Below are 12,014 nucleotides of genomic sequence, written 5' to 3' on the forward strand. Positions count from 1 at the left end.
TTCGCCACGGATTGGGCACTGACCCCTCAGGTGAGGGGGCCGGCGGCGATGGGCATGCGCCAGCCCCCGCCGAACGCCCGGCCGCTCACCTTCAGCAGAGGTGCTGCCTGGCGGCGTTTGAATTCGGCCGTGCGCAGCAGCCGGTACACGCGCTGGGCCAGCTCGCCATCCACCTGCCCCTGGGCGATCAGCTCCTCCGGAGAGAGCAGCGCCTCGATGTAGGCCCTGAGCAGGGGGTCGAGCTGGTCGTAGTCGGGCAGGGAATCGGTGTCGCGCTGGTCGGGGCGCAGTTCGGCGCTGGGGGGCTTGGTGCGGATGGCGGCGCCGATCAGCTCGTCCCTGGCGGGCAGGCCCAGGGCCTGGCGGCAACCGGCTGCAGCCTCGCTGTCGAGCCATTCACAGAGCCGGAACACGGTGGTCTTGTAGAGATCGCCGATCACCGCGAGCCCGCCGTTCATGTCGCCGTAGAGGGTGCAGTAGCCCACCGCCAGCTCCGACTTGTTGCCGGTCGAGAGCAGCAGGCGGCCCTGCTGGTTGGCCACCGCCATCAGCAGCGTGCCGCGAATGCGCGACTGCAGGTTCTCGGCGGTCAGCCCCCGGGGAGCCCCCCCCAGAACGGGATCCAGGCTCCGGTCGAAGGCCCCCATCAAGGGCTCGATCGCCACCGTCTGGTGGGGGAGTCCCAATCGGTTGGCGAGATCGATCGCGTCGAGCCGTGACCCTGCGGAGCTGTAGGGGGAGGGCATCAGCAGGGCCTGCACCTGCTCGGGTCCGAGGGCTGCTGCCGCGATCACGGCCACAAGGGCCGAGTCGATGCCACCGCTCAATCCCAGCACCACCCGCTGGAAGCCGCATTTGCGGGCGTAGTCGTGCACTCCCAGCACCAGCACCCGGAACAGCTGCTCCAGGGGCGCCGGCAGCGGCGACGCTGGGGCCGCTTCTGGCCTCTCCGGGGGGCTGGGCTCCCAGAGCTCGAGGGCCACCTGGGCGCAGGGCAGCTGACGCAGCACCCGGGCCTGGGGATCGATCACGAAGCTGCCCCCGTCGAAGACCAGCTCGTCGTTGCCGCCCACCTGGTTCACGTAGACCACCGGACAGCCCAACCGGGCGGCCGCCGCCGCCGCCAGCTCCAGCCGCAAGTCCGGTTTGCCCTGGGCGAAGGGGGAGGCGGAGAGGTTCAGCAGCAGGTCGGGGCGTTGGGGTGCCAGCTCCGCGATCGGGTCGGCACCCGCCAGCCGGTGCCCCTGAACCCGCTCCTCCACCCAGAGGTCTTCGCAGATGGTGAGACCCAGCCGCCAGACCCGATCGCCCACCGGCCACTCCAGCAGGCAGGCCTGGTCACCTGGCTGGAAGTAGCGCCGTTCATCGAAGACGTCGTAGCTGGGCAGCAGCCGTTTGCGCGCCACCACCCGCCAGCTGTCCCGTTGCACCAGCGCGGCGGCGTTGTGCAGGGCCGGCAGCTCGCGTCCGGTGATCGGATCCACCAGGCCCAGCAGCAGGCCCAGTCCCGGTGGCAGCTCGGCGGCGAGGGCCTCGAGCACCCGTCCTTGCTCCTGCAGCAGGGAGGGTCGCAGCAGCAGATCCCGTGGGGGGTATCCCCAGAGTGAAAGCTCCGGGGTGATGACCAGATCGGCACCCGCCGCTGCGGCACGCCGACAGTGCTCCAGCATCTGGGCGGCATTACCGCGCAGATCCCCCACAAGGGGATTGATCTGTGCCAGGGCAAGACGCATCAGCGCGGAGGAGGGCGGCTGGCCAGACAGGAGCGCAGACCGTAGAGATTCTGCTCCAGCAGCACCGGCCAGAGCTCCGGCGGCACCAGTTGGGGGTCGGGGTGGCGGCGGATGGCGGAGCTGGCCGTGGCCGGGATCTGCAGGGGCAGCACCTCCACCCGGCCGCCCCGTTGGTTCAGCTGCTCGATCTGCCGGAGATCGAGCGGCCAGCCCAGTCTCGGGACCACCGCCAGTCGGCAGCGGCGCAGGATCTCTTCGGCCGCGTACCAGCGCTGGATCTGGGGCAGCAGGTCGCTGCCCACCACGAAGACGAGCTCCGCCTCCGGCCAGTGCCGTGACGCCCGCTCCAGGGTGTCGAGGGCCCTGGGGCTGCTCAGGCTCTGGTCGACCTGCAGGTTGGGGCTCTCCAGGCCCGCCACCACCGCCTCCAGCAGGGCCGCCCGCACGTCCAGCGGTGCCCCATGGTTCTTGAAGGGATTGTCGCTCGCCCAGGTCCTCACCAGGGGGTAGCGCCGGCTGAGCCCCGCCAGCAGGCTGCGGTGACCGACTGTCGGGGGATCGGCGCTGGTGCCGAACAGCGCCACCGAGGCTGGCTGGCCGCCGGATTCGGTCACGGCAGCAGGCTGGCGTTCACGGCTTCGCGGCCCTCCAGCTGCCACTGCTCCAGCCATTGACGTGCCTGGGGGTCATGGCGCCCCAGGCGGAGCAGCAGCGCCCCGGGGCGGGCCCGTCCGCGCTTGGCTCCATGGACCAGGGCGGCGGCAGCCAGCCGCCCGGTCCGGCGGGTGGTCTGGATCGCCAGGGCCGCCTGGGCCAGGGCCACCGGTGCCGCCGGTGCCAGGGACAGCCCGGCGGTGGCCGGCGCCGCCAGCAGCAGCAGCTGGCGCACTCCTCCGAGCAGCAGCTGCAGGGCCAGCTGGGCGCCCCCCAGCAAGGCGCTGTGGCCGGAGAGGCGGCTGAGCAGGGTCCTGGCCTGGGGCCCACTGAGCGGCAGGCCGTAGAGGTCGCACAGTTGCAGCACCAGGGCCGTGTCCAGGGCCAGGCCTCCGGCCAGGTCCAGCAGGATCAGAGGGTTGGCGGCCACACCGGTGGCCTTGAGGGCCGCGAAGCGTCCGATCAGCGTCTGGGCCTGGCGGCGGTGCTGCCGCAGACGCCAGTGCGAGAGCCGCTGGTTGAAGCGATCGCCGGCTGCCAGGGCGTTGAGGGCCAGCAGCAGTTCCCCATGGGTCCGCAGCAGTCCGCTGAGCCGCTCGCGCAGGGGCTCCACCAGCGGTGGCAGGGGCTCGCTGCGCACCCGGCCGTCCGGCCGCAGCACGCCACCCCGAGGCGCCGCGGCGACGGCCACCAGCTCCAGCTCACGGGCCCCGGCGGGAAGCCGGCGGCGGATGCTGGCCAGCAGGGCCTCCCGTTCCTCCTCGGGCCAGCCGTCGATGCGGTTGACCACCAGCAGCAGGGGCTTGCCCGAGCGCAGCAACTGCTGCACCGCCTCGGCCTCCACCCGGCTGAGGTCGCCATCGAGCACCACCAGCACCAGATCAGCCCCGAGGGCCACCCGGGCCGCCAGGCGTTGCCTGGCGGCGGCGGCCACCTCATCGATGCCGGGGGTGTCGACCAGCTGCACCTGAAGTGGCACAGCCATCGCCCCGGGCCAGAGCTGCCGCTGCTGCTCCCGGGTGGAGCCATGGGCCAGGTCGGTGGCGAAACGGTCCTCCCCGAGCAGGGCATTGAGCAGGCTCGATTTGCCCACGCCCACCCGGCCAAGCACGGCCACATGGAGCTCCCGCCGTCTCAGCCGCCCCAGCTGGCGATCCAAGGCGGCCAGTTCCGGCCCCAGGGCTGAGCGCTCCCGTGCGCTCAGGGCCAGCTGGCCACGCCAGCGCAGCAACAGCTGCTCGCAACGCTCGAGAACCGGTGGCGGGGCCGTGGCCGTGGCCGTCATCCCTGGGCCTCCCCGGCGGGCTGGGGCCGCCGCCACCAGCCGGCCAGCACCGCCAGCACGGCGTCGGCACCGATCACCCCCACGAACCCGCCGAATTCATCCACCACCACCCGCACCGAATGGCTGCTGCGGCGGAACGCGGTGAGCAACCGGTCGGCGCGGATCATCTCCGGCACGAACTCCACCGGTTCGGTGAGGCTGAGGGCGCTTTCGCGGCCGCGGCCCTCCACCAGGGCGACCAGCAGGGCCTCGCGGCTGGCGACCCCCAGCACCTCATCCACCTCCTCACCGAGCACCACCCACCAGCCGGCGGTGTTGGTGAGCAACAGATCGCGCACGCTCTCCAGGGGCGCATGGCCCGACACAGTGGGAGCGGCCACCCGGGGCACCATCAGATCCCGGGCGGTGAGATCGTTGAGCTGAAACACCTTGGCGATCATCGCGGCCTCGTCGGCTTCGATCTGGCCTTTCTGGGACCCGAGGCGGGCCAGCAGGCGGATCTCCTCCTCGTCGGTGGTGAGTTCGCTCTCGGCGGTGATCGCCGGCATCATCCGCTCCAGCAGCAGCACCAGCGGCAGCATCAGCTTCAGGAGAAGGCTCACCGGTGCGGCGCTGGCCAGCGACACCGGCAGCGACAGGCGGCTGCCCAGGGCCTTGGGCAGGATCTCCCCGAGCATGATCACCAGCACGGTGAGCCCCACGGAGAAGAGCGGCAGGGCGATCCGGTCGACGCCGAGCCTGGAGAACACCCAGCCGGCGTAGCTGCCCAGCATCAGGCTGCCGAAGATATTGAAGCCGTTGTTGAGGATCACCAGCACGGCCAGGGCGCGGCCCATGCGGTTCTTGAGGTCGAGCAGGGCCCTGGCCCCCCTCACCCGCCTCGGCCTGCTGGCCAGTTCATGCACCCGCAGGGGATTGACCGTGAGCAAAGCCGCCTCCACTCCGGAGCAGACAGCCGACCCGATCAGGATCACCACCACCAGGGCCGCCAGACCCAGGAGTTCATTCATCGGGTTGTCGTCGCGGCCGATCGCGGCATGGGGATACGTTCATTCAATGGGGTATGCCATCTTCTCGCTAGAGGCGCAGACCCCATGGTGATCCCCCAGACCGAGTTCCACCAGCGTCGTGTGCGTTTCCTGGAAGCCCTGGGCGGTGCGGCGGCGGTGATTCCGGCCGCACCGCTGGTGCGGCACCACGCCGATGTGGAGTACCCCTTCCGCCAGCAGAGCGACTTCTGGTACCTCACCGGCTTCGATGAGCCGGGGGCCGTCGCGCTCTTCCTCCCCCACCAGAGCGACAATCCCTTCGTGCTCTTCGTTGAGCCCAGGGATCCGTCCGCCGAAGTCTGGAACGGCTTCCGCTGGGGCTGCGAGGGGGCGGTCGAGCACTTCGGAGCTGATCTGGCCCACCCTCGAGCCGAGCTGGCCTCCCGTCTTTCCGACTACCTCCAGGGCGCCGAAGGGATCGCGTTCCGTGTGGGCCGCGACGCCGCGGTGGAGTCTCTGGTGCTTCAGGCCTGGGGCCAGCAGCTGGATCGTGCGCCGCGCACGGGCCGTGCAGCCCTGGGGCTGGTGGCCCCCTGCCCGATCCTGCAGGACATGCGCCTGCGCAAGAGTCCGGCTGAACTGGACCGGTTGCGGGAGGCCGCGCGAATTTCCGCTGAAGCCCATGAGCTGGCCCGTGAGGTGGCCCGACCAGGGCTGAGCGAACGCCAGATCCAGGCGGTGATCGAGCAGCATTTCCTCGAGCAGGGAGCCCGCGGACCGGCCTATGGCTCGATCGTCGCCGGCGGCGACAACGCCTGTGTGCTGCACTACACCCGCAACGACGCACCGCTTCGGGACGGTGACCTGCTGCTGATCGACGCCGGCTGCAGTGTGTCGGATTACTACAACGGCGACATCACCCGCACCTTCCCTGTCAATGGCCGCTTCAGCGGCGAGCAGCGGGCCCTGTACGAGCTGGTGCTCGAGGCCCAGCTGGCCGCCATCGCCAGCGTGGCCCCCGGCGCCGATGCCGAGCAGGTCCATGGCGCGGCCCTGCGGGTGCTGGTGGAGGGCCTGCTTCACCTCGGCCTGCTCAACGGGTCGGTCGACGACCTGATCGAGCAGGGGGCCTACCGCCACCTCTACATGCACCGCACCGGCCACTGGCTGGGCCTCGATGTCCACGACGTGGGCGCCTACCGCCTCGGGGAGCATCCCCAGCCCCTGGAGCCGGGCATGGTCCTGACGGTGGAGCCGGGGCTCTATGTGAGCGACCGCCTGGCAGTGCCCGATGGACAGCCTCAGATCGACGAGCGCTGGAAGGGGATCGGGATCCGCATCGAAGATGACGTGGCGGTGACCGAGGTGGGGCATGAGGTGCTCACCGCCTCCGCCCTCAAGACGCCGGCGGCGATGGAGCGTTGAGCCGGCCCGCACCCAGCCAGTTCAGGAGCCGGGCTGGTTCCAGGCTGGCGGTGCTGGGGAGGACCCGATCTGCCCCCGCCGAGCGCAGCCGCTCCTCGTAACGCGCACGGGCGCTGGCCAGCTCCGGTCCGTGCAGGTGTGGCGGGGCCACGGCCAGGCTGAGCAGAGTCAGGTCCGGGCGCTCGCGCCGGGCGGCCATCACCATGTGGACATCGGCCACGGTGTCGCCCAGGTAGGCCACCGGCAGCGCGCCGCCCGAGGGGGTGGTGCCGAGCGTCAGGGCCAGCCGCAGAAAGCCGGTGGGATCAGGCTTCTCGGGAGCCTCGCCCATGGCGATCAGGGGCGGATCCACAAGGCCGAGGCGCTCCTGAAGCACGTAGCGGCAGGAGGGGGGTTCGGCTCCGCTGACGAAGCCCCAGGCGATGCCGGCCTCCTCCAGAGTCTGAAAGAAGCCCTGCTGCACCAGCAACGGTTCGCTGCCGATGAAGCCCTTCCAGCCGCTGGGATCACCATCTGGATCGCCGCCGAAATAGAGCTGGCTGAACACGTCCACCACCGTGTCGAGTGAAGGCAGGGGCTGGAGTCCCCGGCGTCGCAGCAGCTCCAGCGAGGCCTGCCAGTCGTTGTTCCAGTGGCCCTCGGCCTTGAGGGCGTCGATCTGCGCAGGTTCCGGCCGCCAGCCGCCGAAGTGGTGCACGGTTTCGATGATGGCCCGGCGGTAACTGCCGCTGACATCACGGATCACACCGTCGATGTCGAAGAGGAGGACGGCGCGCGGCTGCAGGGAGAGTGGTTCGGAAGCTGGTACGTTAGTTGTTTGCCTTTTTGCCTTGAGCGCCGAAACCATGACGGCCCCTGACAGCGCTGCCACGACAGACACCACCGCTGAGGCGGCCGTGGCGGTGAGCACCGCTGATGAGGCTCCCACTCAGGGTCGCCCTCCATTGCGCGGAGCCAGTGCCGCCCTGGCCACGGCCACGGTTGATGAGGACGGGGTCCCTTCCGGTCACACCCCCAAGGCCGATGAGGGCCGCTTCCTGCTGAAGATCCTCTGGCTGCCCGACAACGTCGCCCTGGCGGTCGATCAGATCGTGGGTGGTGGTCCCAGCCCCCTCACGGCCTACTTCTTCTGGCCCCGGGAAGATGCCTGGGAAACCCTCAAGGGTGAGCTGGAAGCCAAATCCTGGATCACCGACAACGAGCGGGTGGAGATCCTCAACAAGGCCACCGAGGTGATCAATTACTGGCAGGAAGAGGGCAAGGGCAAGGCCCTCGAGGAGGCCAAGGTCAAATTCCCCGATGTCACCTTCTGCGGCACGGCCTGACAGGGGCTGTTGACGGGCTGAGCGTCTGATGGGAAGGAGGGTTCCATCCCTCCAGCTCTCCATTGGGGCGCTTTGTCCGGCCTGAAGGACCTGGCGGCGGCCCCTCGCCGGCCCCTGAACAACCTCGTGGGACGTCTCCCGGCTAGCGAGCCTTGATCACCCCCCCGAAGTCGCTCGCGATGATCAGGGCGGGAGTGCTGGCGGTGTCGACGGTGAACCGGCGACTTTCGCTCTGGACGCTGCCGTCGGGATAGGCGAAGGTCACCACGCCTTCGAGGGTGACACTGGAGCCCTCCTGGCCGGTTTCGCGCAGGTCGGACACGCTCACCCGCTCGAACTGGTTGAAGAAGGCGGGATCGAACTGATCCGCCGCCGCTCCCCCGAAGAATTGGCGGGCCTGGTTGTAGGCCTTGCCGCTGAGGGCGGCGTACAGACCCTGAACGCTGGCGATGGCCTGGTCGGTGTTGGCGGCCGGCGGCTGCGGCGGAGTGGTTGGCTCGGGCTCCGGCAGGCTCGGTTCCCGGGGTGGCGTGACGGGCTTGGCGGTGGTCACGGCTGGCGCCGGGCTGGGCCTTGGGGTGGAGGGGCTCTCCAGGTTGCTGCGGGGGGGCTGCTGCAGCAGCATCACGGCCCCCACCAGGGCCACCGCCAGACCGCCCGTGAGGAAGGCAAGGACACCGAGCAGGGCATGGCTGCCTCCGCCTCGACTGGCCGGAACCTGCACGGATGGAGTGACTGGAGCGGGCATCGTCTTCACCACCGGCTTCACCGGAACTGACCTGGCCGGTCGGCGTGCTGCCGGACTGCGTGACTCCGTGCTGGGCATGGGCATCGTGGCCGTCGGGGGGTCTGGGGCCTCCCTGGGTGGCAGGTCAAGCAGTCCTTCCACCACGCGCTCCATGCGTGTGCAGATGGCGGGATTGAAGACCTCCTCGAGTTCCTGCATCAGCCTGGGCAGCAACCGCGAGCCCGAGAGAGGCGGGCTCTGGCTGGCCGCACTGGTGAAGGCGGCCGAGAGCACCAGATGGCGCAGGGCTGGCAGCAGCTTGATCTGCTCCTCGCCGCAGAGGTCGCCGGCCAGCGCCTGCAGGCGGCGCCCCTCGGCGCCGCGGCCGTGCTGGAGATCGCTGAGCACCTGCTGCCTGAGGGCGGCTCCGAGCTGGTGGTCGTTCATCGGCGGGCGGGGAGATCAGGGATGGTCGGGGGTTGCCACTGCTGCTGCAGGGCAGCCGCGAGGAGCGGGCAGAGGCTGAGGGCCCCGAGGGCCTCCCCTTGCACCATCCCACCAGTGGCGGGATCGAAGCTGCTGGCGATCAGGGCCCCGAGGGGATCCAGATCGGCTCCGCGCAACAGCGGTGCTGCCGCCAGGCGCCCCTGGCGCAGCCCAGTGAACTGGCTGCGCCGGCTGCTGAGGGTGCCGGCGATGGCGCCGGCGGGGCCCTGGCAGAGCTGGTCGATCTGGCGTCGCACGGCAGCCGCCGGCGGTGACGGCAGGCTCCGCTGCTGCAGCCAGTACCAGCCCGCCCCGAGGCCGGTGCTGGCCACCAGCAAGGCCCCGAACAGGAGGGGTCTCCGAGCCGGCAAGGGGCTGGCCTTCATGGATGGATCGAAAGCGGGTGTCACCTCGCAGGGGGGGGAGAAACTGCCGTGCAGGGCCATCGCCACCGACACGTCGTCTCCGCTGCCCTCGCTGGTGATCTGATCCAGGTTCGCGCACAGCACTTCGCTGGCCCCGGCGGCGGGGGTGGCCATCAGGTGAGCGGCGAGCACAAGGAAGTCCGCGTCGGTGGCGCACGACTTGCGGATGCCATCGGTGCTCAGCAGCAGGCCGAAGCTGGCTTCCGGGGGGCTGATCGGCTCCAGCCCGCTGCGGAACAGCTGGGCGGCCTCCTCCAGGCAGAGGCTGCCTGTGGCCTCACCGCCGCCGACTGCAGCCTCTTCCTCGCTCAGCAGTGCCCCCTGTCCATCGGCGTCCACCCGCACCAGATCCCAGTCCCCCAGACCGGTGTAACCCCACCAGCGGGGGGCCATCACCACCACGCCCAGGGTGGTTCCATAAAGCCGTGACACCTCGGCCTCCGAGTCCATCGACTGCTGCTGCCCGTGCTGCCGTACCCGTGCCAGCCAGCGGCTGTGGATCCGTTCGGGCAGCTCCGCGCCCAGCCAGTGGGCCCAGGCATCGAGCCCCGGGGCCTGTGTGCCCTGCAGCGACCAGAGGCTCAGCTGCTCCTCCACCGCCAGCAGCGCCTGTTCACAGGCCAGGGCGCTGCCCACGTCGCTGAAGGGATAGTGCTCACCTCCATGGCCATCGGCCACAGCCATCACCTCAACGGGCTGGCCGTCGCGACTGCGGCAGCGGGCGACGGCGACCGCGTCCTGGCAGGAGCGGCCCTTTCGCTGGTGAGCCGCACCGACGCGCCGGGCCTGCAGCGGCGGCCTCCAGCCGCTCACCACACCAGGGGACCGACGTCGTCGGTGGGATCCATCAGGGTGGGAGGCAGATCCGGCAGGGGGATGTTGGCCTGGGGCCCCAGACCCGCCATGCGGCTGGCCGGCATCGAGGCGGCGCCCACCACGGCGGTGGAGGCCCACTGGATGTACTGGGCCAGGGAGGTGGCGTTGCTGGCCTGCAGGGGCCGGCGAGGCGAGCGGCCCGAGCGGTGCAGGGGCGTCTTCCCGCTGGCGCCTGGGATTTCCCCGGAGGGAAGCCCACCGCAGGGATCGCTGCCGATGAACTGCTGCAACACGTCGGTGTCGGCGTCGTGGCCCATGGCGATCGCCAGGCGCACCGCCTTCTGGGCCCAGGGCTGACGCATCAGGCTGGCCAGGCCGGCATCGAAGTCGTCAGTGGGCTGGCCGTCGGAGATCAGCACCAGCACAGGCGGCAGCGCCCTCTCCTCCATCGGGGGGGACCGCAGCACCGCCGCCACCAGCTCCAGCGCTTCGCCCATGGCCGTGATGCCGCCGGCCTGCAGATCCAGCCACTGCAGCCGCTCCACCTCCGTGGGCTCCTCCAGGTGCCAGGCGGCCCGGTCGGCGAAACTCACGGCCCGCACCAGCACACGCGCCTCGGGGTTCTGGCGGGCCACCGCGGCCATCCCCGGCAGCGATTGACGAATCGCCTGGTTCAGGGCCTGGATCTTGCCCTGGGCCGCCATGGAGCCGGAGCAATCGCAGATGTAGATGAAATGCAGGGGTCGGTTGGCGAGCCTGACGTTGGGGAAGGGCATCGGATCCGGGCGCGTGAAGAGGCTCAGGTGGGCAGCTCGACCGCTCCGGCCTGTGTGGTCAGCCGCACCAGTGGCGCGAGATTACAGGCTTGTCCAGACTCCACCACCACCACCCGGTTGCCGGCCCTGAGCTCGGCCTGCCAGGCCTGGCCGCTGAGGTTGCGCAGCCCGAGCAGGGAGCCATCGCTCGGATGGGCCTCCACCCGGGCCAGCGGCTGATCCAGCCTCAGGGGCAGCAGGCGGTCGAAGTGATGGGGATGCAGCTCGTTGCCGGCTGCCGCCGTCACCTGGCCGTGGGGCAGCCGCAGCCTTGTGGGCGGCGGTATGGGGCAGCCGCAGCTCCAGCACAAGGGACCTGGATCGCTCGCTGCCGGAAAGGTTTCCTGGCCGCAGTGGCCGCAGAGCTGACGCTGGTCGAGGGCCTCGGCCAGGGCGGCCATCCACTGGCCGGTGAGTGCCCGGCGCTGGGGCGCGTGCAGGCCGGCGCAGAAGGTCTGCTCGAACAGCCGCTTGATCGGCTCGGGATAGATCGGCCAGGTGATCAGGGCCGCGGCGTGCTCGATCGGGTCGGGACGGTTGCTCGGATTTGTGGGATCGAAGATGAACAGCGGGTCTTCGCCGTAGAGCCGGCGCCGGGCGGGTTCATCCAGGCAGCGGATCTCCAGTTCGCGGCGACCCCGCAGTGGGTCGTGACGGGTGAGCAGGCGGAAGATCAGCACCGCCAGGGAGAAGAGATCACTGTTGGCTCCCGGCCGGGCGATGCCCATCAGGATCTCCGGCGCCATGAACCCCGGGGTGCCCAGCACGCTGCCCAGATCCCGCCCATCCACATCCACGTTGTCGTTGTCGCAGATCAGGATGCGGCCGCTGGAGGGCTCGAGGAACAGATTGCCCAGGGAGATGTCCTTGTAACAGAGGCCCTTGAGGTGGAGGGCATGGAAGCCTTCAGCCAGGAAGAAGCAGGCCCGCAGCACCTGGAGCAGGCCGATGTCCAGGTGGCCGCCCACATGTTCATGGGCCCCCAAGAACCCCGGTGGGCGCAACTCCATCAGGTAGCCGAAGCCTGGTTCGCCAAGGCGCAGCAACGGCAAGGCACCAGGGCCGGGCGTCACCAGGGCCAGGGGCCAGAGGAAGGCCTCGCTGGGGGCCGTGGCGCGGATGCTCTCGCCCAGGCGCCGCTTCAGGTGGGGATCGCGGGCGATGCACGCTGGCAGATACCACTTCAGGGCCAGCCGCTCGCCGGCCACCTCCACCTCGAACACCTGGCCCTGGGTGCCGCCCCCGAGCCCGCGAAGCACCCGCAGCGGGCTGGAGATCCCCTCCAGGTCAAGACTGGCGCCTTCCGGCAGGATCCAGGTCACGGAGGGCTGGCT

11 protein-coding genes are annotated in these 12,014 nt (G+C 70.3%); 2 read left to right on the forward strand and 9 right to left on the reverse strand.

The window, feature by feature from the left end; all coding sequences use genetic code 11:
- Window positions 1–26: 26 nt before the first annotated feature.
- From I1E95_RS12325 to I1E95_RS12340, 4 genes are read right to left on the reverse strand one after another with little or no spacing between them, the layout of a single operon-like run.
- Window positions 27–1,733: an NAD+ synthase gene (locus I1E95_RS12325; protein ID WP_197162648.1), complete on the reverse strand. Its 1,707-nt coding sequence runs from the start codon at window positions 1,731–1,733 to the stop codon at window positions 27–29.
- Window positions 1,733–2,347, reverse strand: coding sequence for a nicotinate-nucleotide adenylyltransferase (locus tag I1E95_RS12330; RefSeq protein WP_197162650.1), 615 nt, complete (start codon window positions 2,345–2,347; stop codon window positions 1,733–1,735). Before I1E95_RS12330 ends, I1E95_RS12325 begins: the two co-directional genes overlap by 1 nt.
- On the reverse strand, window positions 2,344–3,672 hold the full coding sequence (locus tag I1E95_RS12335) for a DUF697 domain-containing protein (protein ID WP_197162652.1): 1,329 nt from the start codon (window positions 3,670–3,672) through the stop codon (window positions 2,344–2,346). Before I1E95_RS12335 ends, I1E95_RS12330 begins: the two co-directional genes overlap by 4 nt.
- A complete protein-coding gene (locus I1E95_RS12340) occupies window positions 3,669–4,682 on the reverse strand; it encodes a CNNM domain-containing protein (RefSeq protein ID WP_197162660.1) in 1,014 nt (337 codons plus the stop codon). Before I1E95_RS12340 ends, I1E95_RS12335 begins: the two co-directional genes overlap by 4 nt.
- A gap of 84 nt (window positions 4,683–4,766) precedes the next feature.
- Between I1E95_RS12340 and I1E95_RS12345 the strand changes: the two genes are divergently transcribed.
- Complete coding sequence (locus I1E95_RS12345; RefSeq protein WP_197162661.1) at window positions 4,767–6,086, forward strand: aminopeptidase P N-terminal domain-containing protein; 1,320 nt, start codon at window positions 4,767–4,769, stop codon at window positions 6,084–6,086.
- Here the strand turns inward: I1E95_RS12345 and I1E95_RS12350 are convergent.
- Complete coding sequence (locus I1E95_RS12350; RefSeq protein WP_231594618.1) at window positions 6,058–6,831, reverse strand: TIGR01548 family HAD-type hydrolase; 774 nt, start codon at window positions 6,829–6,831, stop codon at window positions 6,058–6,060. The genes I1E95_RS12345 and I1E95_RS12350 overlap by 29 nt on opposite strands.
- Before the next feature lie 100 nt (window positions 6,832–6,931).
- Here I1E95_RS12350 and I1E95_RS12355 point away from each other — a divergent pair, with 100 nt between their 5' ends.
- Window positions 6,932–7,411, forward strand: coding sequence for a 30S ribosomal protein PSRP-3 (locus I1E95_RS12355; RefSeq protein WP_197162665.1), 480 nt, complete (start codon window positions 6,932–6,934; stop codon window positions 7,409–7,411).
- Window positions 7,412–7,553: 142 nt separating this feature from the next.
- Here I1E95_RS12355 and I1E95_RS12360 read toward each other — a convergent pair whose 3' ends face one another.
- Genes I1E95_RS12360 through I1E95_RS12375 form a run of 4 tightly spaced genes read right to left on the reverse strand, consistent with a single transcriptional unit; the run spans window position 7,554 to window position 12,002 of the window.
- On the reverse strand, window positions 7,554–8,585 hold the full coding sequence (locus I1E95_RS12360) for a hypothetical protein (protein ID WP_197162667.1): 1,032 nt from the start codon (window positions 8,583–8,585) through the stop codon (window positions 7,554–7,556).
- Window positions 8,582–9,862, reverse strand: coding sequence for a protein phosphatase 2C domain-containing protein (locus tag I1E95_RS12365; protein WP_197162669.1), 1,281 nt, complete (start codon window positions 9,860–9,862; stop codon window positions 8,582–8,584). The genes I1E95_RS12360 and I1E95_RS12365 overlap by 4 nt, the downstream gene beginning before the upstream one ends.
- A complete protein-coding gene (locus I1E95_RS12370; protein ID WP_197162671.1) occupies window positions 9,859–10,641 on the reverse strand; it encodes a VWA domain-containing protein in 783 nt (260 codons plus the stop codon). The genes I1E95_RS12365 and I1E95_RS12370 overlap by 4 nt, the downstream gene beginning before the upstream one ends.
- A 23-nt stretch (window positions 10,642–10,664) precedes the next feature.
- Entirely contained in the window at window positions 10,665–12,002 is a 1,338-nt protein-coding gene (locus tag I1E95_RS12375) for a protein kinase (RefSeq protein WP_197162673.1), read from the reverse strand.
- Window positions 12,003–12,014 lie beyond the last annotated feature (12 nt).

This window comes from Synechococcus sp. CBW1107 (assembly GCF_015841355.1).
Lineage (GTDB): Bacteria > Cyanobacteriota > Cyanobacteriia > PCC-6307 > Cyanobiaceae > Regnicoccus_A.

Bases quoted from the DNA above. Each gene is read 5' to 3' on its own strand.
- I1E95_RS12355 (WP_197162665.1), top strand. From the start codon at position 6,932: ATGACGGCCCCTGACAGCGCTGCCACGACAGACACCACCGCTGAGGCG.
- I1E95_RS12370 (WP_197162671.1), bottom strand. From the start codon at position 10,641: ATGCCCTTCCCCAACGTCAGGCTCGCCAACCGACCCCTGCATTTCATC.
- I1E95_RS12340 (WP_197162660.1), bottom strand. From the start codon at position 4,682: ATGAATGAACTCCTGGGTCTGGCGGCCCTGGTGGTGGTGATCCTGATC.
- I1E95_RS12345 (WP_197162661.1), top strand. From the start codon at position 4,767: ATGGTGATCCCCCAGACCGAGTTCCACCAGCGTCGTGTGCGTTTCCTG.
- I1E95_RS12335 (WP_197162652.1), bottom strand. From the start codon at position 3,672: ATGACGGCCACGGCCACGGCCCCGCCACCGGTTCTCGAGCGTTGCGAG.
- I1E95_RS12360 (WP_197162667.1), bottom strand. From the start codon at position 8,585: ATGAACGACCACCAGCTCGGAGCCGCCCTCAGGCAGCAGGTGCTCAGC.
- I1E95_RS12325 (WP_197162648.1), bottom strand. From the start codon at position 1,733: ATGCGTCTTGCCCTGGCACAGATCAATCCCCTTGTGGGGGATCTGCGC.